This is a genomic window from Nocardiopsis listeri (assembly GCF_020741345.1).
Taxonomy (GTDB): Bacteria; Actinomycetota; Actinomycetes; order Streptosporangiales; family Streptosporangiaceae; genus Nocardiopsis; species Nocardiopsis listeri_A.
The window spans coordinates 1-20,030 of record NZ_DYZD01000008.1 but is presented as its reverse complement, the minus strand read 5'-3'; the positions used below and the strand labels follow the sequence as shown (position 1 = coordinate 20,030).

The following is a 20,030-nucleotide window of genomic DNA, read 5'->3' as shown; positions in this document are numbered from 1 at the left end:
GTGCGGGAAAAACGCCCGGTCCTCCTCGTCGGGGCCCAGCGTTCCGGGACCACGGGGCTGGCCTCCGTCCTCGAACGGGCCTTCGCCCGGAGCGGTGGAAGCTTCACGATCAACGGACGCCTTCCCTACCTGCTGGACCGCTGGTGTCGGGCACGGGACCTGGCAGGCCGACACCTGCGCACGGAGGAGATCCTGTGCGCCCTCCACCGGAAACCCCCTTACGGTGACGGGGCCCGGGCATGGACCGAGCAGGTAGGCAAGGTCCTGGCCAGGGCGTCGTCCGAGGTCGCGTCGGGTGCGTGGAAGGATCCCGACGAACTCTGTCGGTGGATCGTTCGGGAGAGCTACGGGCCGGTACAGCGCGTCGGGGACAAGTACAACGAGTACCTCCTGGACCTGTCCGTGCCCCGGCGCATGTTCGACGACCCACTCATCGTCCTCCTTGTCCGTGACCCCTCCGAGGTCGCGGACTCGGTACTGGCCTGGCGTGGAGACCGCCCCTGGCGGCCCCGGACCCGCGAGGACGCCCTGGACAAGTGGAGGGCCTGGCACGAGCCGCTGATGGAGGACCCGCTCTTCCAGGACACCTCCAGGTTGTACGTGGCCGACTACGCGCGGGTCTGCGACGGCGGACTCACGGGGCTCGGCGCCTTCCTGGGCCTGGACCTGACCCCCCACGCGGACCTCCTGCACCGGTCGCCGCGCTCTACGACCGGCAAGCTTCCTCCTTCGGTCGATGGCCTGTGGGGTCGGCTTCAGGAAAGGACGCTGGTCAGTTCGGACGTGTGATCTGGTGGGCCCCTGATACCGACCACCGCGCTGTGCCCGGAACCGGGCGGGCCCGCGCCGACGCCTTCGCGCCGCCCCATCAGGCCCGGCCCCTCAGCGGGGAACCGTGCCGGATGTCTTGAGTATGACGTCTGAGAATAGCCACGGAGGATGCATTGACCCCGGATCCTGGGCTTGTCATATTTGACTCGCCGAGAGAGGGAAACGCCGAATGGTGTTACCTTTTCATGAACAGATGTCGAGAAGGAGGTGTGACAATGGAGATGGAGCTCGCCGAGGCCGGTATCATCTAACGATCGGTCATGAGTAAGAGGTGGGACCCCTATAGGGGTTCCACCTTCTTCACTTTTCGGGTAGATGCGCGAGGAGTTTCTTTGGGTGTTGATTTCGATTGAAACCGGGTGCCCGATTTCTGTCTTGACCGGGCCATCCTCCAGACCTATTATGGTCCGCCATGAGTGAAAGAGTCATCGAGGATGCTGATTTCTTCCTGGAGGAGTCCCATCTCTCCGTCTACCAATGGGCGATCCAGAACGGGCAAGTGGACGCCCCATCATTAGCCCGGGAATTCGATTTCGATCTCGACACCGCGGTATCCGTTGTCGAGGCGCTCCGGGATCGGAACTTCCTCTTCCTCGACGGCGCCACTCTCCGTCCGCACAGCCCCGCGGTCGCCATGGCGCACGTGGTGGGGCCGATTGAGGCCGAGGTTCAACACTGTCGTCTCCGACTCTCCGAGATACGCTCCAAACTCTCCCACGCGGCCCGGCTTTCGGACGTGCCTGTGTCCGGGACGGCCGGGATGGAGATCATCGGCGACCTCCACGCGGTCCGCTCCGAGGTGACCCGGCTGACCGAGGAGGCGGAGAAGGAGATCACGGTCATGCACCCCGCCGTCCCGCCCGAGAGGATCGCGGTCGAGGGGAGCCTGCGCACGGAGCAAGCCCTGCGGCGCGGTGTCTCGGTCCGCTCGCTGTACCCCCACGCCTGTCTGGGCCACCGGTACATGCACAAGTACCTGGACGAGATGACGGGGTCGGGTATGGAGGTCAGAACCAACACGGGCATTCCCAACCAGGTCATCGTCTTCGACGGGGAGACCGCGCTTGTGTCGACTGGTGCCCCCGAAGAGGGCGGTGGTGCGTTGGTGCTCCGCCAACGCGAGCTCATCGGGGTCCTGCACTGCTTCTGGGAGGCTCTCTGGGACACCGGGGCTCCCTACTCCACGGTGCAGGAGAGCCGTTATGAGGACACCAAACAGCGCATCCGGGCGGACATCCTGCGGATGTTGGAGGCCGGTCTGTCCGACCGGGAGATCGCGCAGCGGCTCAGTGTCTCCGTCCGAACACTCGGCCGCCACATCTCCGAGCTGTACGAGGACCTGGGTGTTCGCAGCCGTTTCCAGATGGGTAGCCGGGCACGGCAGCTGGGGTGGCTGGAAGGGACCGGGAGCCTGTCGCCGGCGCTGGTCTGACCCCCGGGTGCGGCAGGGCTGCTCTCTCACCGATCAGGCGAACGACGTCGGCGGGCCGTTCCACGTCCTGGCCGGGGGCCCGGAGCGGTCCGTGCTCACTTTGAACCTGTGGGACGTCGGTGTTCGCGTGCGGGGGCGGTCGCGTTTTCGGAACACCCGGGTCCACGCCCGCCACGGGATCGACCTGTTCACGATCACCGAGCTGCGCTTCGCCGCGGCCTGAGACCGGAACGCCGTGTGTCCACCAAGTCCTGGGCGCGCGGAGCACCTCGATATCTGAGTCGAACCACCCCAGGAACCGGATGAGCGTAGGGGCATCCGGTGGTGGCTGCGATCACGACACCACGGTCCACCCCGACCGGGGTCCTCGGACGCGTGTCGGCTGTGAGCCGTCCGTCCTCGGCCAGGAACGAGCCACCGCCCGGACCCGCGGGGGACGGACGTCGACCGGATGGTTCCTCCGATGGGTTCGAACATGCGCAACCCCACCCACCGAGCTCGGGGGAGCTCGGCCCGACCCCATGCATGGTTCAGATTTATCTGAATCTGAGAAGATGAGTCCACCGTTGAAGTAAAAATGTCAGGGCCTTGGGTGGAGAAGACGCTTGTGCTCGGTTCCGGAAGGCTTAAAAAGGCCTCAAGGCGGACCGGGTGGTCGAGAGTCGGTTTTCCATATCTTTGGCGGTATCACGCTCAGGTTCAACGCGTTTCTTTCGGGCTTCAATGAATCCCTGGTTTTCTCGGTGCCTTGCCTGATTCGCTCTATTTCTTTGCTGGTCGGATCTTGTTCATGATACTCCAGTTCATCCCGGAATTTCTAGTGGACAAGGATCGCCAGGAACTCAAGGAATTGTGGGGTGGTTTCGATGGTGGCGGCTGAGGCTTCGTGGTCCCGATGCCGTAGTGCGTTGCGGCTCTTGGTCGGCCTTTCGTTTGACTTCCTTAACCCCTCTTGGTCTTGGCTCCGGCTTCATGCCGATTTTCTTGAGGGCATCGTCTGCGCCTGCGATCCTGAAACCATTCGACAAGTGCTTCTCGTGAGAGGATTCCTCGGGGTTCTCGAAATCCGAATCCCGTCCTTCTTGCAGGAGGAGGATTGTGGGGAGATTTTCAAAAGCGGCATGAAAATGTAGGGTGTCATATTCCAGGTTCCAATGCTCGGTTTCTTTCGTCTGCTTCATGGGGGCCGTGTCTGCGAGTGGCGAGAGGCCGGTGCGCACCTTTGACAGCGAGAGTGGTGGAGAGCTCTGGGGAAGCCCCTGGAGCGCCCCCGAAAATACGGAAAGGCCCATCCATGGACACAAACGTGGTCCAGGAAGGGCCTTCTCTTCGTGCTGCGTGGTCCTCAGCGTCTCACAGGGCCATCTATGCCTTGGTCCTCAAGTCAGCCCGGAGCCGGGTGAAGTCCACAGAGCTGATGTCGCCCTGAGGAAGCTCGGATTCCTCCTCCAGAAGACGCTGAGCCCACTTGGTGAACTCCGAGTCGGTGAGCATCGTGGCCTTGGCAGGACCCTCAGAGGACATGGAGCCCGTGGACAGGAGTTTCAGGGCCTTGCCCTGGACTCCAGCCGTGGGAGCACTCCTGCCCGAACGGTACGCCTCCAGGATGCTGTGGGGAATCCTGCCCCGTTCGTTGATCGGGTAGCCGTTCTCCTTGGCCCAAGTCCTGATGCGCTGTATCTCCTCTCGGGACTGGATGGACCGGGCAGCCGTAGAGGCCCTGGATCTGGCTGGGGTGTCCCTTTGCTTCCTGCCTGCCTCCAGGAAGGGGGTGAGAGCTTCGCGAAGCTTCGTCTCGTTGGCCTCTGACAGATCGATCTCATAGACGTTGTTGTCCAGAGCGAACCGAACTGTGCCCTGAGCCTCAGATCCGTCTAGATCGTCCACAAGTGTGATGACTTCCTTGCGTGCCATGTGGTTCCTCCCCGTGGTTGGTTCCGGTCATACTACTACTTTCTTGGGGGCACCCGTATTAGGGAAAAACAAAAGAGGTTCCCGGGGACGGGGTCTCTCGGGTGTGCCGGGCTTCCTGCCGGAGGTCGCCGTCTTCGAAATCCAAGGGATTGCCCCGTGGGTGCCGCTTCATCACCCCTCGGACGGCTTGTTCCCGGGTGGGTGCGCTGGGGTGCTCGGAGCTCGTGGTGTCCAGGCGCCTACTTTCTTCCTTGTCACAGGATCCCTGCTCTTGGGGCAGGCCCCTGGGAGATGTGTGGATGGCTCGTTGGGGGCATCCCTGGTCTTCGATCATTCGGAGGTGTTCGTCATGCGTTTTGGGTGACGAGTGGCGGATCAGAGAGTGGGTGAGAGGTAAGGAGGACGGGTCCTCGGGGATGACTGGAGCTCACCGATGGTTTCTTGTGTGCAAGGCGGGGGTCTCCGTCACCGAGTGGAAAGGACCATGTCCGTGGAACCTCCAGGAGGACCGGCTGTTTTTCCAGGGAAACAAGGACATGCAGGGCCTCTAAGGCTATTTTCATTTTCACCATGGTGAGGGGGCATTGCACGAACATCCCGTGTTCCTGAAAGGCTCCGTGATGAACACCAAGAGCCCTTATTTTCGATTGGAGCAAAAGGGGTGAGAGGGCCTCCCCGGCTCGCTGTCGCCCACTCTGGCCGTTTGCCCACATGTGCTGACCGCGCTACCCGTCGACGAACCGCACCTGCTGATGGGAGCAGGCCGTCGGGAGCCCCGCCCCGGTCCCCGCGGTCCGCAACGAGCGCGGTGGGCCGAGCCGAGACCGTTTCCCGCCTCCGGGGAACGGCTCATGGGCCTGACGGGCGGTCGGGTCACCGATCCCGCCCTCGGTAATGGCGTGGTTCCCATCCAGACGGCGACCGGCCTGAGGCGTCTTTACGCCGGCTACTGAACTCGCCGAAGCGGTGCCTGCCCGGGTGCCGGCCCTCCGGGGAGCGGCAGCCGGCGTGGTTTCACCGCTGTGGCCGCGGGGAGCCGAGTGCGCGGTTCCTCTGCAGGCATGTGGAGGGTGCGGGGCCGCCGGCCCCACCGCGGAGCGACGCGACCAGAAGTCGGTCGGGAGTTCGGTCACCGCTCTCGGGAACCAGGCACTCCAGGGCCGTCCATCCGACCACTGGTGGTCCACGGGCCTTCGGCCTCGCGGACCTCAGCGGCGACGCAGCCCGTCGATCATGAGCCGAACCACGCCATCGGCCTCCACGCGACCTTCGGAATGAACGGACGCGAAGCCGATCCCGTGGAGAGCGAGCATCAGTGATCCTGCAGAGATGTCGTCACGGAGCACAGCTTGCTCGACACCGCGGCCGAGCATCGCGGTGACCGCCTCTTCGAGCACCCGTCCTTGGTCGGAGAGATCGCCTCCTGCGATCTCCGAAGCGGCGAAGAAAGTTCGCGCAAGACCCCGTTGACTGTACATGTGGTCGACCATCTCGCGAAGGAAGGCGGCCAACGCTTCGTCGGGTGGATTGGTCTCCAGCAGGTGCTGGGCACGATCGCGGAGCGCAGCGACCTCGCCCTCGAACACGGCGGCGATCAGCGCGTCGCGATTCGGGAAGTGGCGATAGAGCGTTCCTGCCCCGACGCCGGCTCGGCGGGCGACGTCCTCGAACGGGAAATCGGTCTGTTCTTGGGCGAAGATCTCGCGCGCGGCACGAAGGAGCGCGTCCCGGTTGCGCTGTGCGTCTGCGCGGAGCGGTTTGGGCGTGTTCATGGTCACCTCGGGTTTGACAAGCGGAGATCGTCTCCGTATCGTCCAAGCGGAGATGATATCCGGTTGATCATATTGCGCGGAGGCGGCATGAGGATCCTGATGTTCGGCCGGGGCGTCGTCGCCGCCGCCTACGGCTGGGCACTCGCAGGTGCCGGCCATGACGTCGAGTTCTATGTGCGGCCCGGGCGCGCGAAGTCGTATGGGGATTGGCTGGATCTGGACATCCTGGATTCGCGCCGGAAGGGAAGCGGCCGGTGGGTCCGCCAGACGTGGTCGCCGCGGTACCGCGAAGAGCTCCCGCCGGAGCACGACTTCGACCTCATCGTCCTCAGTGTTCCCCACCATCGTCTTCCCGGCGCGATCGAGTTCCTGTCGACCCGGATCGGGAACGCGACAGTTCTGATGTTGAGCAACATGTGGGAGGAACCGCTCGACGTCGTCGCTCCATTGCCGCCGGACCAGGTGGCGTGGGGCGCTCCGCAGGGAGGTGGCGGGTATGACGAGGCAGGCCGCCTTCGCGCCACGTTGCTCCCCGCGGTCTTGTTCGGAAGCTTCAACGAGGCGCTGACGGAACGCGAGCTCGCGGCGCGCGCCGCATTTGGCCAAGCAGGATTCCGGGTGCGTGAGCAGGCCGATATCCGTGGCTGGTTCCTTCTGCACACGGCCACCGACGCCGGTCTCTTCTCGCAGGCGCTCCGACATGGTGCGATGGCCGACCTGATCGGCGACACGGCCGCCCTGCGCGAGGCGATGCTGGTCGGACGCGAGCTGCTCCCCGTGATCGAGGCTCGCGGCGTCGACCTCCGCCGACACCGGACCACGACGCTGTCGTTCCGGCTGCCGTCCTGGCTGCCCGCAGTCGCCCTCTCCGTTGCGACCAAGAGGGTCCCGATCGTACGCCGAGCGTTCGAAGCGCACGCCGACCCCGACGCGGAAGAACCTCGCGTCGTTTGCCGCGACGTGCTCGCAAAAGCACAACGACTCGGGGTGCCGACCCCCAGACTGTCCGCCGCGGCGCCCGCTTTCCCGCCTGGCCAGAACCGCTGACGCGGACCCCTCACTTCTCACACTGGAAGGGGATGCCCGCGCGGCTTCTCCGCTCTCGCGGCTCGGTCGGTTCCCGGCGCGCCGTTCTCCAGTGACCAGGAGCGGGCCCTCGCGACGTTCCTCGACGGCCTGAACGACATTCCCGGAGTGAGGCAGAGCACCGACGGGTTCGCGACGCAACACGACCTCGACCTCCAACGACAGCAGATCGCCGAAGGCGTGGCAGGGCTCCAAGACGTACGGGTCCGGCCCGCCGACAACCGGGCCCGGCTGGACGCGCGATAGTCCCAGGTCGGCCCGGTGGCGAGTGCCGATGCGCGGGAAGGGCCGGCTCGCAGCGTCGTCGAACCGGAGCACGTGTCCGCCCTGCTGGCGCTGTCCGAAGGCATCCGGTTCGTCCCGGACCGTGTCCCCTTTTTCGCGGCCTCGGAGACGACGTTGTGCCCGGCGACGCCGTGCGGTGCCTGCACCGGGGCGCAGGGCGGTGGTGAGGATGTCGATGGTGGAGGGCTTCCCCGTTCCGTTGGGGCCGAGCAGCCCCAGGACGGTGCCGGGCTCGACCGCGAGGGACGCCCCGCGCAGGGCCTCGACCTCACCGAAGCGCTTCTCGAGCCCTTCGGTCGCGCGGTCGCGCACGCAGGGAGCGGCTCGTTCTCACCGCAAGGAGCGCCGGGGTCGGTTGATCAAGGAGTGGGGTGAACAGGGCCGTTTTGATGCGCGGTCTGCGGTGAGCTCTACCGAGTCGAGGTGGTTCAAGCACTACATCGACCTGCTTCGACAATCCTTTGACCAGGTCAGAGGGTTCCGTTGAGGGGGCTTCCCGGTGGTTGGGCGCCATTGGGGGACGTTCGCGTCCTCCCGCGCCCTCCAGCGATTCCGGAGCGGCTCACGTCGCCGATCGCGGCCTGCGCAGACCGTCGATGGTCACCGAGAGGAGACGCGCGCGCTGGTCGGCGTCAAGGCCCACGTGTTCGTGCGCCCGAGACGCTCCGACCATCAGTGCGATGACCTCTGAGGCACCCACGTCCCGCCGGATGCCACCGGTGCGCTGTGCCCGGGTGAGCAGAACGCCCACAGCGTCATGCAGCCTCCGGCCGACGTCCGGATGGGTGTTCCCGATCTCTTGCACGTCGGTTCCCGAGTGCGCGAGTGCCCCCGCGAACTGGTGCTTCGTCGCCGAGAGCTCGACCCAGCGATGGAAGAAGGCGAGGAAAGCCGCGTCCGTGTCCACGGCGTCGGCAAGCCGCTCGGCCTCCGCCGTCAGTTGTGTGAGCCGCCCGACCACGACCGCCTCGATCAGCGCCTCCTTCGTGGGGAAGTGTCGAAACACCGTTCCGATGGAGACGCCCGCCCGTCGGGCCACCTCCTCCGTGGAGGCGGCCGGGCCGAACTCGGAGAAGACGGCGTCGGCGGCCTCCAGGACTCGTTCACGGTTACGGCGTGCGTCGGCGCGCAGCGACGTCCGCCGAGGGGTGGTCTCCGGGGTCTGTCGTTCCATCGGTCTCATCTCCGTCAAACGCCTGCCTCGTCGCTTCACGTTACTGCGGGGATGTCGGCACTCTTGCTAAGTCGAGTCTTCACTCACTATGCTAACCGGAGTATCCACTCATGTTAGTGCTATCGAGGTGTTTCTCTGATGAGAACGATTGTGATGACCGGTGGGACCTCCGGCATCGGAGAAGTGGCGGCGCGACAGATCCTCGCCACCCCGGACACACGCCTTCTGCTTGGAACACGCGGACGAGGACCGGCCGGTGCGGAGTCCGTCCGTCTTGATTTGACGAGGCTGGCGGACGTGCGCTCCTTCGTCGAGGGGGTGAACGACCGGCTCGGTACCAGCGAGATCGACGCCCTGGTTCTCAACGCCGGTGAGAACCAGCCGAACGGTGATGGGCGCACCCCCGACGGGTTCGAGACGAGCTTCGTCGTCAACTACCTCGCCCACTACCTCCTGCTTCGGTTGCTGTCGCCCCGGCTGGCCGATGGAGCCGTGGTGTCGCTGACCACGAGCGGTACGCATGACCCGGAGGAGGACACGATGCTCCCCCCGCCTCGTCACGCCGATGCCGCCCTGCTGGCCCACCCCGACCGCGACCCGGACCGTGACGCCGAGCCGCGTGTGGCGGCCGGGAGGGCCTACTCCGCGGCGAATCTCTGCACGATCTTGGCTGTGCGCGCGCTGGCGCTGCAGCCGGAGGTGGTGGCCAAGAATGTGACCGTCCTGGCATACGACCCGGGCCCTACGCCCGGAACCGGGCTGCTTCGCAACGCACCTGCGGTGGCCAACATCGCCTGGCGGGTCTTCGGCGGTCTCCTCCGCCGGATGGTGCGGCGTTACAACAGCAAAGAGGCGGGCGGTGCCCACCTGGGCGCGATCGCACTGGGGAGGGTGAACCCGCCCGCCGGGCGCTACTACGCGGCTGTTCGGCGCGATGCGCTCACTTGGCTCGAGCCCTCGAAGCTCGCTCGCGACGACAGGGTGAGGGACGTTCTGTGGCGGGACAGCGCCTCACTGGTCGGCCTTCAGCCGTGATGAGGAGCGCTACCGGGCGCGCCGGTTGACCCGGGAGCGCCCGCCTCTCCGCTGAACGTGTGACCGATCCGGCCAGGCCGGTGGAGTGCGCGTGCTCAGGGGGTGAAGGCGCGGCGGACGGCGGTGGCGAGGCCGGCGCGGCGACGGTCGTGGTCCTGTAGAGAATCGGACACGGTCGCGGTGTAGGGGAGGCTGCTCGGTGACCCCTTCCACACGGACACGCTGCGCCGTGCCCGCGGGCCGTCCACGCTGGAGGAGTCCCTGGAGCAGGAGTACGGGGTCCGCGCAATCGGTCGAAGAACGCGCTCAAAGCCCTCAGGGCTTGGTCTGGTGAGTTCGCGTTCACCGAACCCGGTACGAGACGTGGTGCCGCCCCCGGCCGGTCCGGGGACGGCACGGTCCGGCGGCTACAAGGCGGAGGGGCCGGACTCACGTGCGGCGGTCCACCGGTCGAACACCTCGTCGTACCGGGAGCCGCGCCGATCGTCCGGTGTCACCACGTCGAAGGTGAGTCCCAGTCGTTCACGAGCCTCGTCGAGGTCCGGTACCTCACCCACCCCCACGAGTGCGACCGCGGCCGCTCCGAACAGGGTCACGTCGGGTTCGTCGGCGACGTGCACCTCCCGTCCGAGAATGTCCGCACGGAGCTGGGCCACATGGGCCGAGCGGGCCGAACCCCCCGCGAACAGTACGGGCAGTTCACGATGAGGATCCAGTAAATCGATCCCCTCCCGCACCGTGAACCCGGCGCCCTCCTGGGCTGCGCGGAGGATCTCCGCCGCCCCATGCCGGGAGCCCTGGCCCAGGATCGCTCCCTGCGCGTCGGGCCGCCACCGGGGGAACCTCTCCCCGGAGAGGCCGGGGTAGACGAGTAGCCCGTGAGCGCCCACGGGTACGGCACGCAGGTCCTCCTCATCCACCGCTCCCACCAGCGACCGCCACCGGGCCACCGCACCGCCGCTCATCCCGGTCGCACCCCCCGCCGTCCACATCCCGGGGACCATGGCGGGGTTGACCACGGCGCCGTGCCGCGCACGTGCGGGGTCGTCGATCAGACGGGCCAGGACATCGGTCGTCCCGGCCACGTCCGCGATCCCGGAGGGGTTCTCACCGAGCAGCACGCCGATGCCGACGGAACCGTCGGGCCCTCCGGAGACCACCGGGGTCCCCTCCGGTAGACCGGTACTTCGCGCTCCGCGGGCGTGGACCTCCCCGACCACCGCCGTCGGTTCCACCTGGGGTGCGAACCAGTGATCCGGGATTGCGAGAGAATGAAGCGAGTCGACCTGCCAGGACCGGGTGCGCACGTCGGAGGCCAAGGTGTAGGCGGCGTCCACCGTGTCCCAGGCCAGACGACCGGTCAGCCGTGCCACGAGGAAGTCCTTGGGGCTCAGCAGCGCGTGAACCCGTTCTCCGAGGTCGGATTCGCCCAACGCCAGGGCGAGGGCCGCGGCCCCGCCCGAAAGGGCGGGGCGTCCGGCTCTGAGGAGGAGGCTCTCCCGTCGCGCATCCGGGATCCGGTGCAGCAGGTCCAGGCCGCGGGTGTCGGACCAGCCGCCCCCGGGCAGCACCGGTTCGAGGCGCGAGTCCACCGCGACACCACCGATGTGCGCGGAGACGCAGAGCGCACGGGGGCGGGAGTCCACGGCGAGCTTGCGCAGCGACTCGCCGACGTCGGTGAGGAGTTCGGTGGCGTCGAAGAGGTCACCCGCCCCCGAGGTGCGCGGAACCCGCGCGGAGCGCAGCAGTTCGCCCGAGAGGCCGAACAGGCCGGAGCGCACCGCGGAGGTTCCGACGTCGACGGAGACCACGGTGGGTTCGGGGGCGCTCATTCGGCGTCGACCCTGAGCAGGAGCGGGAACTCCGGAAGCGTCCAGCTGTTGGTGTACTCCACGGCGCGCTCGGTGTCCGAGTAGGTGATGCGCACAGAGTGCAACACCGCTCCGCCGACCTCCGCCGAGAGCGGCTCCGCCACGCCCGGTTCCAGCAGGGCCGCCGTCATCGTCTGGTCCGCCCAACGGAGCTTCAGGCCGTGTTTCTCCGTCAGGGTCCGGTAGAGCGAACCGTCCAACAGCGGATCCCGCGCCAGGCCGGGGGCGACCGCGTAGGGAACCCACGCGTCCTGGACCGCCGCCGGCACACCGCCGACGAGCCGCAGTCGTTTGATCCGGCTCATGGCGTCACCGACCTCCATGCCGAGCCCTTCGGCGACCCCCTGCGGAGCCTTCTCCTCGGAGGCCTTGAGCACTTGGCTGGTGACGGCCTCATCGGAACCGGCGAGCTCCTGGGCGAAGGAGCGCAGCCGATTCAGACGCCGCCCGCGGCGCGGGTTCTCCCGCACGTACGTGCCACTGCCGCGCTTGCGGGTGACCAGCTCGTCGGCGAGGAGCAGGTCGAGCGCCTGCCGTACGGTCATACGGCTCACCTGGTACCGGCGGGCGAGCTCGGGCTCGCTCTCCAGTTTCGAGCCGGCCTTCAGGGTGCCCGAGGTGATCTGGGAGAAGAGATCGTCGTAGATCACCTGATAGAGGACACTGCGCGACATCAGATGACGTCCTCTGCGCGCAGCAGCCGAATCTCCTCGGAGCTCAGCCCCAGGATGGTCCCGTACACGTAGTCGTTGTCCTCACCGGCCCGAGGGGGTGCCTTGCGCACCGTGGGCGGGGACTTCTCCATGTGGATGGGGTTGTTCGGCATGCGGATCGTTCCCAGTGAGGGGTGTTCGGCCTCGACGATCATGCCACGCGCCGCCAACTGTGGCGAGGCGGCGGCCTCACGGATGCTGGCGACGTTGGCGTAGGGCACCCCGACGGCGTCGAGCCGACGGGCGATCTCCTGCCGGGACAGTCCCTCGGCCCACCGCTGGATGGCGGCCTCCAGGGTGGCCTGGTCGTCCATCCTGCCCTCCACCGTGGCGTAGCGCGGATCCTCGGAGAGGTCCTCACGGCCCATGGCCGAGCAGAGCTTCGGGAACAACGAGCTCGTCCCGGCCTGAATGTAGATCGGGCCGTCGGCGGCCTCGTAGACGTTCACCGGGGCGGTGAGCAGGTCGCGCGAACCCGAACGGGGCATCTCCATCCCGAGCATGAGGTCCGCGATCAGGCGGGTGCCCAGAGCGGAGAACATCGTGTCGTAGCTGGCGATGTCGACCAGTTGACCCTCTCCGGTCCGCTCTCGGTGCGTCAACGCGGCCAGGGCACCGATCGCGCCCTGGTACCCGGTGGTGTAGTCGGCGATGTAGGTCCCGCTCAGGGTGGGTTTGCCGTCGGGTTCGCCCGTCACGCTCATCAGACCGGACGAGGCCTGGGAGATCGCGTCGAACAGGGCCCGCTCGGAGTCCGGCCCCGTCTGCCCGAAACCGGAGATCGAGACGAGGATGACGGACTCGTTGAGCTCCTTCATCCGTTCGTATCCCAACCCCATCTTCTCCAGGGTTCCGGGCCGGAAGTTCTCGACGACGATGTCGGCCCACCGCACCAGGTCTTCCAGGATCGCCCTGGCACGCGGATGCCGCGTGTTCAGGGTCGCGGCCTGTTTGTTGCGGTGGTACAGGAACATGTAGATGCTCTCGCCCTGCCAGTACGGGCCGTGGTGGCGGGAGTCCTCACCGCTCGGGCGCTCGATCTTGACCACCTCGGCGCCGAAGTCCCCGAGGATCTGGGCGCACAGTGGGCCCGCGATGAAGCGTGAGAGGTCGAGGACCTTCACACCGTCGAGCGGCCCGGGGCCCTTCCCGGTGTCCTGCTGTTCCATGTCGGTCTCCTCTTCCTCAGCCTTCGTAGGGGGTGAAAGCCTCGTAGGTCCAGGCGTTCACCTCGCGGTCCAGGACAACGTCGACCACGAGGGGCGCGCCGGAGGCGAAGCCCTCGCGCACCGCGTGCACCAGCGACTCCTGGTCGGTCACCCGGACCCCCTCCAACCCCATCCCGCGGGCCACCTGGGCGAAGTCGACCTCCTGGAAGTCCACACCGACCGTACGACCGTTGAAGTGCAGGACCTGCTCCTGACGGATGTTGCCGTAACTGGAGTCGTTGAGCACGACGATGACCACGGGGCCGCCGACCCGGGCGAGGGTCTCCAGTTCACCGAGGCTCATACCGAGGGACCCGTCACCGATCAGCGCCAGGACGGGGCGTTCCGGTGCGTCGGCCACAGAGGCGATCGCGGCGGGGAGGGCGAAGCCCATGTTCCCGAACCCGACCGGCTTGATGTAGCGGTAGGGGAGCGGCATCTCCCACAGGAACGACCACACCCCGGGGTTGCCCGCGTCCGGGATCAGTACGGCGTCCTCCGGTGTGACCTCTCTGAGCCGGCGCACGACGACGGCCGGGGAGACGGTGCCCGGGTTCTCCGGTTCGACGCCGGAGCTGAGGTCCCACCACTGCTGCTCGGCCTTTTGCAGTTGCGCGATCCAGTCGGCGCGGGAGTCCCGGGCCCGTTCGGCCTGCGCCGCGGTGGCCGCGGTCAGGTCCCGGGCGAAGGAGGCGAGGTCGCCCACGACTCCGGTGGTCACCTCGGCGTAGTACCGGCCGATCATGGCCGGGTCGATGTCCACCTGTACGACCTCGGGGAGCCTGCGGCGCCAGCGCGTGGTGGAGACCGCGTTGAGGCTGTTGCCCAGCGCCAGCACGAGATCGGCCTCGCCGATCACCCGGGTGCTCAGGTTGGTCCCCATGCGGCTCAGTGCGCCGAAGACCAGCGGGTGGGTCGTGGGGACCGCGCCCATGCCGTTGAACGTGGTGATGACCGGGATGTTCAGGGCGTCGGCCAGCGCCAGGACCTCGCCTGACGCCTGACCGCGGTTCCCACCGTTGCCGAGCCAGATGACCGGTCTCTCGGCCGCGATCACGCGGGCGGCGATCGCCTCGACCTGACCGTTGGCCGCGACCGGACGCTCACCCACCCAGGAACGCGCGGGGTGCACGGCGGGCACGACCGGCGGGTTCTCCATCGGCTGCTCGATGGTGTCGCGGGCGAAGTCCAGGTGGACCGGCCCCGGGTTGCCGGTCATGGCGTTGATGTAGGCCTCTTCCATGGCCTGCTTGATCGACGTGGAGTGCGCGACCAGTCGTCCGTACTTGACGTAGTTGCGGAAGATGTCGATGTGGTCCGCGTTCTGGGCGTCATCCTTGTGGATGTTCTCACCGTTGTTGTTGCAGGTGAGGATGATCGCGGGGCTGGAGTCACGGAACGCCCCACCGACACCGGTGAGCAGGTTCGTGGCGCCGGGCCCGGTGGTGGAGATCGCCACCGCGGGGCGGCCGGTGAGTCTTCCGTAGGCGTCCGCCATGACCGCTGCCGCGTTCTCGTGGCGTGTGTGAACGAACTCGATGGAGTCCGTGTCGATGATCGCGTCGGTGATGGCGAGCGTTTGTCCGCCGACCACACCGAAGACGTGGGTGACGCCGAGCGATTCCAGCATCTTGACGACGAACGCTCCGCCGGTCATCTCCGTCATTATGGTCTCTTTCGTTCTCATCTGTTGGGTGTCTGGAGGGGGGCGCCGGCCCACCCCGCGGTGCTGAGCTTTCCGTCCGCCCGACGCACCCAGACCTCGAACTCGGTCTTGTCCCGGTCGACCGCGGTGACGACGCCGCCCGCTTCGATCGGTTCGTGCACGTCCACGGTGTTGAGGAACTTGGCGCGTATCCAGCCGCCGGTGAAGAAGGCGGTGCCGGTGGCCCGGGTCAGTAGCTCGGCGAGCACCCCGAACTGTTGCTGCCCCTGCACGATCGGCACCCTCATCCCCGCCTTCCGGGCGAGGTCGAGGTCGTTGTGGATGTTGCGCACGTATTCGCCGACACGGGAGAAGACGGCGGCCTGTTCCGTGGTGATGCACTTGACCAGGGGGGTGAGGACCTGGCCCGGTCGTGGTGCCGCCGGGTCGAACGCGGGAGCGTCGGAGGGCACCTCCCCGGTGACACGGCGCGAGCCTGCTCCGGGTGCGGAGGAACCGCGACCCGCGATGTCACCCGGTCTGGTGCGCAGGATCTCGACCCCGCGGTGGCGCAGTACGCTCCGTCCGTCCTGGCCGGTGGCGGTGGCCTCCATGACGACGTAGCCCTGGCCGCGCCGCTCGTAGGCCTCCGTGTAGGTGCCCGCCAGGGTGACGGTCTCGTCGAGGAACGCCGGAGAGTCGAACCACAGCTGTTCCTCGGTGTGCAGACCGACGACCCTGCTGGCCGCGTAGACCGTGGTGAACAACTGGACGAGGTCGTTGCCCAGCAGCGCCGCGTGCGCGATGCGCCGTCCCTCGAAGGGGCTGGAGTCGAGGTGCCACGGGTGGTGGTCGTCCTGGGTGAAGGCGAACCGCTTGATCTTGTGGTCGTCGATCCGCACGGTCACCGGACCGAGCGCCTCCGGGATGTCGAGGTTCTCGAAGAGCGGTTCCTTCAGGCCCGCCTCGGGGTCCACCCCCTCCGCCACCGAGAGGGGGTCGGTGAGATCGCGTCGAACGTTTTCAGAACTCATCGGACCTCCTCCCCGACCTCGTCGATGTTCGACCGGTTGGTCTCCGGTGCCAGGTACGCGCAGAGCAGACCGATGCCCAGGGAGACCACGGTCAGCGCCGCGATGGGCCAGGGGTCGCCGTCGGTGGCGGCGAACAGGGCCGTGGCGAGCATGGGCCAGAAGCCGATCAGGATCGAGGGGATCTGTGCGGCCAGGGAGACACCCGTGTACCGGACCTTGGTGCCGAACAGTTCGGAGAAGAACGCGGGTTCCACCCCGTACACCGCGCCGACGCCGACGGCGTAGGCGAGCGTGTAGATCACGTACATGAGCAGGATGTTCTCGGCGGCCAGGATCCAGAAGAAGGGGAAGACCACGGCGGCGCCGAACAGGGACCCGCCGATGAAGACCTTGCGCCGTCCGATGCGGTCGCTGTACTTGCCGAAGAAGTAGTAGGTGTAGATGGCGAATCCGGCCGCGATCGACGAGGCGATCAACACGTGGGTGCGCGGGATGTCGGTGTAGTTCTCCACGAAGGTCAGGCCGATGGTCAGCACGATGTAGCCGAAGACGGCCTCGCCGAGACGCATGCCCATCGCGAGTAGCAACGGCTTCTTGAAGTTCTTGAAGAGCTCGGCGAGGGGCATCTTCTCCTTGGCCTTCGCGCTGTCGCGCTCGGTCACCAGACGGGCCTGAGCGGCCTGGAAGGAGGGGGTCTCGGTGAGTTTGAACCGGATGAAGAGACCGACGACGATCAGCACGGCGCTGAGCAGGAAGGGGATCCGCCATCCCCAGGAGAAGAGCTGTTCGTCGGGGAGCAGGGAGATGACGGCGAAGATGGCGGTGGAGCACACCAGCCCCACCGCGTTGCCGATCTGCGGGAAGCTGCCGTAGGCACCGCGTTTGTTCTCCGGTGCGTACTCGACGGCGACCAGGGAGGCCCCGCCCCACTCACCTCCCACGGCGAAGCCCTGAGCGAGGCGGAGCACCACCAGCATCGCCGCCGCCCACAGGCCGATCTGGTCGGCGGTGGGCAAGAGGCCGATGAGGAAGGTGGACACGCCCATGAGCATCAGCGTGGTGATGAGCGCGACCTTGCGACCGAACTTGTCCCCGAAGTGGCCGAAGACGACGGCACCGAGGGGCCGGGCGACGAAGCCGACACCGAAGACCGCGAACGCCGACAGGGTGCCCAGGATCGGGTCGTCCGGGTTGGGGAAGAACAGGGGGCCGAAGACCAGGGCTGAGGCGGTACCGAAGATGAAGTAGTCGTACCACTCGACCGCCGTGCCGACGAGGCTGGCGATGGCGGCCCGCCTGGCGAGCTTGGCCCGTTCCTGTGGTGTTTGTGGCGCTGGTGACGTGGTGTTGGTCATGGTGGTTCCTCTGCTGGGGGGATGCCGGAACGTGCCGGTCAGATCAGTTGGGTGGGACGGGCCGGGGCGTCATCGATGGCGGCCGAAGCCCACCCGACGGCGGTCTTCACGCCCTGACCGTTCTCGACCCACACCTCGAGTTCGAGGCGACCGTCCGTCTCGCCCAGGACCGCGCCGGTGGTGGTGAGAACGTCGCCCACATAGGCGGGGGAGACGAAACGCAGGTCCAGTTCACCGCTGGTGAACCAGCTAGCCCCGAACACGTCCACGAGGTTGGCGATGATGTGCCCGGTCTGTTGCTGGGCCTGCACGATGGTGCGGTCCAGGCCGGTCTGGGCGGCCTTCTCCAGGCTGGTGTGCACGTTGGCGTAGCCCTTGCCGGCCCAGGAGAACACCGACATCTGGTCCTGGGTGAAGGTCACGGTGCGGGCGGGGATCGCGGCTCGAACGGGAGCGCCGTGGACGGCGACGGTGATCGCGGGGACGCCCTCGTCGATGACGGCCTTCACCGAGCGTTCCCGGGTGGACTCCGAGGATCGCCCCTTGCCGACGATGTCGCCGGCCACGGTACGCATGATCTCCTTGCCCACGTGCTCGACGAGCACTCGGCCGTCGGCGCCGCGCGCCGTGGCCTCCAGGGTGACGTAGCCCTGTCCTCGGGATTCGTACTTCTCGGTGTAGCCGCCGTCGACGGTCACCGTCTCGCCCACCGAGACCGGAGAGTGGAAGCGCAGTGTCTCGTGGGTGTGCAGTCCTTGGGCGGTGTTGCCGTCGTAGCCCTGGTAGAAGAGGAACAACAGGTCGTTGGCGAGCACCAGGGGGTGACCGACCGGTCCGCCGAACGGGGACTCGCGGAAGTACCAGTCGCCGAAGTCGTGCTGAGCGTAGGCGTAGTCCAGCACTTTGTGCTGGTCGACGTGGAGGGTGACCGGGCCGAAGGGTTCCGGTACCTCGACGAGTTCGTAACGCGCTTCCTTCAGGGATGCCATGGGGTCCTCCGCTGGAGTGAGGGAGAAGACTGGACCAACGCAATATGTCTAGACAACTAGAGGGATGTTACGTCTGAGGTTTCTGTGGTGTCAAGGGTCACAAGGAACCGCTGTTTCGCTTCGCCGGAAGACCCTCCGGCATCGGATCCCTCGAGGCAGGGGCATGCCGGTTCCCAGGTCGATCGCCGGCGGACCGAGCGCATGTGTTCCTGAGGCGGGAGGCGTGTTCGCAGCACAAGGGGGCTCACGAGCGGCCCTCGTCGGCACGCGTGCCGGACCGGGATCTTCCGAGGACGTGACCACGAGCCGCCCGGGCGGCGCGGTCGAGGTGGGCCCGGGGTTTCGTCCGAGTGCGATGAGGGCTCGGGCGCGGCCGGGAGAGCCTCCCGTCACTCGACCTGGGGTGAGCACCTTTCGCGGTGGTCCTTGCGGTCGGTGGTTCGGGCCAGGGGGAGTGCCGAACTCGATCACCTGATCGACGCCAGGCGGCGACCGTCGTGGCCGCGGACGTGAGGGGTGTTCGGATCCGGGCGTCGAGGAGTCGGATCGTGGACACCTCGGGGTCTACGCGCGGCCACCACTTCGAGGGCGAGTCCTTCGGCCGTGGTCGATTCAAGCGAAGGGCGTGCTCACGCCGCCGGAGGGCTTGCGGAGCAAGAGAAGAAGCCGTTGGTGTTCACACGCCACGCCGGGGAGGGCCGGTAGCCCTCCCCGGCGGGTGACCGGTCCGCTCGGCCTGGCACAGGCTCTCCTCGTGGCCAGGCCAGGTTGACCATCGGATCAAAGGTCCGCTGACGTGAGTGTCCGCATTGCAAAAGAGGCGGGCATGCGCCCTGCTGACGTCCGTGTCCTGTGCTGGTGAGTGCGGGGCGGCTTGAGGGTCCGGGCGTGGTGTGCGGATCACCCGCTGAGCGTCGCGCTCCGGACGGCGTCCACCATCTCCGGGTCCCGCCATACCCACGAGGGGATGCACTCACAGGAGCCGCGGGGACCACCGCGGTCCCGCCCGCGGTTTCCGCAACGCATCGAGGGGTTCCCCCGTCACCTGGGGGTGTGACGAGATCGCTCCACGGTGATCAGGGTTCCCGCTCCGCGTTCAGGCTCGCACCGAAGCGGGATGGTCTTCGCCGGAAACCTGCGCCCGTCAGGGAGAAGGATCCGATCGGTCGCCCGCGTTCGCGCTGCCGGATGCGTTCGTGATCTCTTCGGGCGGAGATTCGGCCCCGGAGCCGTCGGCACAGGTCGAGGAACATCGATACCGCTGACCCGTTGCTCCCGTCCTCGACCGAGGACGGGAGCAACGGGCCGCTCAGTCCTGGGGCCGGCCCAGGAACCGTTGGGCGTTCCTGAAGAGCAGTGCTTCCCGCTGCTGCGTGGTGAGGAAGTCCGAGCGTCGTACGACGTCGCCCACCGGGCGCTCTCCCAACGGGTACGGGTAGTCGCTTCCGGTCATGACCTGGGACGCGCCGAGGGTGTCGACGAGCGTGCGAAGCGCGGTCGGCTCGAACACCGCCGTGTCCACGCTGAACCGGTGCCGGTAGGCCGACGGCGGTAGCTGCGAGGTCGCGATCAGGTCCGAACGTCGATGCCACGCGTTCTCCAACCGCCCCAGCCAGAAGGCGAAGGATCCGCCGCCGTGCGCGAAGCAGATGCGCAGGCTTTCCGGAAGCCGGTCGAAGACCCCCC

At 67.1% G+C, this 20,030-nt stretch carries 18 protein-coding genes and 1 pseudogene; 6 read left to right on the top strand and 13 right to left on the bottom strand.

The genetic code is table 11. The features are described from left to right. The 3 genes from K8V84_RS00335 to K8V84_RS00325 all read left to right on the top strand — a co-directional run bounded on the left by K8V84_RS00335 (position 1) and on the right by K8V84_RS00325 (position 2,486). Positions 1–789, top strand: coding sequence for a sulfotransferase (locus K8V84_RS00335; RefSeq protein WP_304069122.1), 789 nt, complete (start codon positions 1–3; stop codon positions 787–789). A 454-nt stretch (positions 790–1,243) separates the two neighbouring features. Continuing rightward, positions 1,244–2,263, top strand: a complete 1,020-nt coding sequence (locus K8V84_RS00330; RefSeq protein WP_304069121.1) for a LuxR C-terminal-related transcriptional regulator — start codon at positions 1,244–1,246, stop codon at positions 2,261–2,263. A gap of 91 nt (positions 2,264–2,354) precedes the next feature. Continuing rightward, the gene (locus tag K8V84_RS00325) at positions 2,355–2,486 is read left to right on the top strand and encodes a hypothetical protein (protein ID WP_304069120.1); all 132 of its coding nucleotides are present in this window, start codon (positions 2,355–2,357) and stop codon (positions 2,484–2,486) included. Between the two features lie 619 nt (positions 2,487–3,105). Here the strand turns inward: K8V84_RS00325 and K8V84_RS00320 are convergent. The 3 genes from K8V84_RS00320 to K8V84_RS00310 all read right to left on the bottom strand — a co-directional run bounded on the left by K8V84_RS00320 (position 3,106) and on the right by K8V84_RS00310 (position 5,949). Next, entirely contained in the window at positions 3,106–3,444 is a 339-nt protein-coding gene (locus K8V84_RS00320; protein WP_304069119.1) for a hypothetical protein, read from the bottom strand. A gap of 184 nt (positions 3,445–3,628) precedes the next feature. Then, entirely contained in the window at positions 3,629–4,177 is a 549-nt protein-coding gene (locus K8V84_RS25790; protein ID WP_369696592.1) for an Lsr2 family protein, read from the bottom strand. A gap of 1,208 nt (positions 4,178–5,385) precedes the next feature. Next, positions 5,386–5,949, bottom strand: coding sequence for a TetR/AcrR family transcriptional regulator (locus K8V84_RS00310; RefSeq protein WP_304069118.1), 564 nt, complete (start codon positions 5,947–5,949; stop codon positions 5,386–5,388). 87 nt (positions 5,950–6,036) lie between these two features. Here K8V84_RS00310 and K8V84_RS00305 point away from each other — a divergent pair, with 87 nt between their 5' ends. Further along, on the top strand, positions 6,037–6,996 hold the full coding sequence (locus tag K8V84_RS00305; RefSeq protein ID WP_304069117.1) for a ketopantoate reductase family protein: 960 nt from the start codon (positions 6,037–6,039) through the stop codon (positions 6,994–6,996). 147 nt (positions 6,997–7,143) lie between these two features. Continuing rightward, positions 7,144–7,281, top strand: a complete 138-nt coding sequence (locus tag K8V84_RS00300; RefSeq protein WP_304069116.1) for a hypothetical protein — start codon at positions 7,144–7,146, stop codon at positions 7,279–7,281. A 180-nt stretch (positions 7,282–7,461) separates the two neighbouring features. Here the strand turns inward: K8V84_RS00300 and K8V84_RS25785 are convergent. After that, positions 7,462–7,632, bottom strand: a pseudogene (locus tag K8V84_RS25785) (ATP-binding cassette domain-containing protein); the annotation flags it as partial. Between the two features lie 250 nt (positions 7,633–7,882). Continuing rightward, positions 7,883–8,494 carry a helix-turn-helix domain-containing protein gene (locus tag K8V84_RS00295; protein ID WP_304069115.1) on the bottom strand — a complete coding sequence of 204 codons (612 nt, stop codon included), beginning with the start codon at positions 8,492–8,494 and terminating at the stop codon, positions 7,883–7,885. A 138-nt stretch (positions 8,495–8,632) separates the two neighbouring features. On the opposite strand from K8V84_RS00295, the gene K8V84_RS00290 reads away from it, so the two are divergent. Further along, positions 8,633–9,529, top strand: a complete 897-nt coding sequence (locus tag K8V84_RS00290) for an SDR family NAD(P)-dependent oxidoreductase (protein ID WP_369696591.1) — start codon at positions 8,633–8,635, stop codon at positions 9,527–9,529. A 407-nt stretch (positions 9,530–9,936) separates the two neighbouring features. On the opposite strand, the gene K8V84_RS00285 is transcribed toward K8V84_RS00290, so the two are convergent. The 8 genes from K8V84_RS00285 to K8V84_RS00250 all read right to left on the bottom strand — a co-directional run. After that, entirely contained in the window at positions 9,937–11,361 is a 1,425-nt protein-coding gene (locus tag K8V84_RS00285) for an FGGY-family carbohydrate kinase (protein ID WP_304069114.1), read from the bottom strand. Continuing rightward, positions 11,358–12,074, bottom strand: coding sequence for a GntR family transcriptional regulator (locus tag K8V84_RS00280; protein ID WP_304069113.1), 717 nt, complete (start codon positions 12,072–12,074; stop codon positions 11,358–11,360). Before K8V84_RS00280 ends, K8V84_RS00285 begins: the two co-directional genes overlap by 4 nt. After that, positions 12,074–13,282 carry a CoA transferase gene (locus K8V84_RS00275; RefSeq protein ID WP_304069112.1) on the bottom strand — a complete coding sequence of 403 codons (1,209 nt, stop codon included), beginning with the start codon at positions 13,280–13,282 and terminating at the stop codon, positions 12,074–12,076. The genes K8V84_RS00280 and K8V84_RS00275 overlap by 1 nt, the downstream gene beginning before the upstream one ends. Positions 13,283–13,298: 16 nt before the next feature. Beyond that, positions 13,299–14,987: a thiamine pyrophosphate-binding protein gene (locus K8V84_RS00270; RefSeq protein ID WP_304069111.1), complete on the bottom strand. Its 1,689-nt coding sequence runs from the start codon at positions 14,985–14,987 to the stop codon at positions 13,299–13,301. Positions 14,988–15,004: 17 nt separating this feature from the next. After that, positions 15,005–16,000, bottom strand: a complete 996-nt coding sequence (locus tag K8V84_RS00265; protein WP_304069110.1) for a MaoC/PaaZ C-terminal domain-containing protein — start codon at positions 15,998–16,000, stop codon at positions 15,005–15,007. Next, positions 15,997–17,355, bottom strand: a complete 1,359-nt coding sequence (locus K8V84_RS00260; protein ID WP_304069109.1) for an MFS transporter — start codon at positions 17,353–17,355, stop codon at positions 15,997–15,999. Before K8V84_RS00260 ends, K8V84_RS00265 begins: the two co-directional genes overlap by 4 nt. Positions 17,356–17,393: 38 nt before the next feature. Then, complete coding sequence (locus tag K8V84_RS00255; RefSeq protein ID WP_304069108.1) at positions 17,394–18,344, bottom strand: MaoC family dehydratase; 951 nt, start codon at positions 18,342–18,344, stop codon at positions 17,394–17,396. 1,309 nt (positions 18,345–19,653) lie between these two features. After that, positions 19,654–20,030 (bottom strand): amidohydrolase family protein (locus K8V84_RS00250; protein ID WP_304069107.1); only part of this gene is annotated, 377 nt, incomplete at its 5' end.

Excerpts from the sequence above, each read along its gene's own strand:
- K8V84_RS00290 (WP_369696591.1), top strand. The coding sequence starts at position 8,633 with ATGAGAACGATTGTGATGACCGGTGGGACCTCCGGCATCGGAGAAGTG.
- K8V84_RS00330 (WP_304069121.1), top strand. The coding sequence starts at position 1,244 with ATGAGTGAAAGAGTCATCGAGGATGCTGATTTCTTCCTGGAGGAGTCC.
- K8V84_RS00265 (WP_304069110.1), bottom strand. The coding sequence starts at position 16,000 with ATGAGTTCTGAAAACGTTCGACGCGATCTCACCGACCCCCTCTCGGTG.
- K8V84_RS25790 (WP_369696592.1), bottom strand. The coding sequence starts at position 4,177 with ATGGCACGCAAGGAAGTCATCACACTTGTGGACGATCTAGACGGATCT.
- K8V84_RS00270 (WP_304069111.1), bottom strand. The coding sequence starts at position 14,987 with ATGACGGAGATGACCGGCGGAGCGTTCGTCGTCAAGATGCTGGAATCG.
- K8V84_RS00260 (WP_304069109.1), bottom strand. The coding sequence starts at position 17,355 with ATGACCAACACCACGTCACCAGCGCCACAAACACCACAGGAACGGGCC.
- K8V84_RS00310 (WP_304069118.1), bottom strand. The coding sequence starts at position 5,949 with ATGAACACGCCCAAACCGCTCCGCGCAGACGCACAGCGCAACCGGGAC.
- K8V84_RS00320 (WP_304069119.1), bottom strand. The coding sequence starts at position 3,444 with ATGAAGCAGACGAAAGAAACCGAGCATTGGAACCTGGAATATGACACC.
- K8V84_RS00295 (WP_304069115.1), bottom strand. The coding sequence starts at position 8,494 with ATGGAACGACAGACCCCGGAGACCACCCCTCGGCGGACGTCGCTGCGC.
- K8V84_RS00280 (WP_304069113.1), bottom strand. The coding sequence starts at position 12,074 with ATGTCGCGCAGTGTCCTCTATCAGGTGATCTACGACGATCTCTTCTCC.
- K8V84_RS00255 (WP_304069108.1), bottom strand. The coding sequence starts at position 18,344 with ATGGCATCCCTGAAGGAAGCGCGTTACGAACTCGTCGAGGTACCGGAA.
- K8V84_RS00275 (WP_304069112.1), bottom strand. The coding sequence starts at position 13,282 with ATGGAACAGCAGGACACCGGGAAGGGCCCCGGGCCGCTCGACGGTGTG.
- K8V84_RS00285 (WP_304069114.1), bottom strand. The coding sequence starts at position 11,361 with ATGAGCGCCCCCGAACCCACCGTGGTCTCCGTCGACGTCGGAACCTCC.
- K8V84_RS00305 (WP_304069117.1), top strand. The coding sequence starts at position 6,037 with ATGAGGATCCTGATGTTCGGCCGGGGCGTCGTCGCCGCCGCCTACGGC.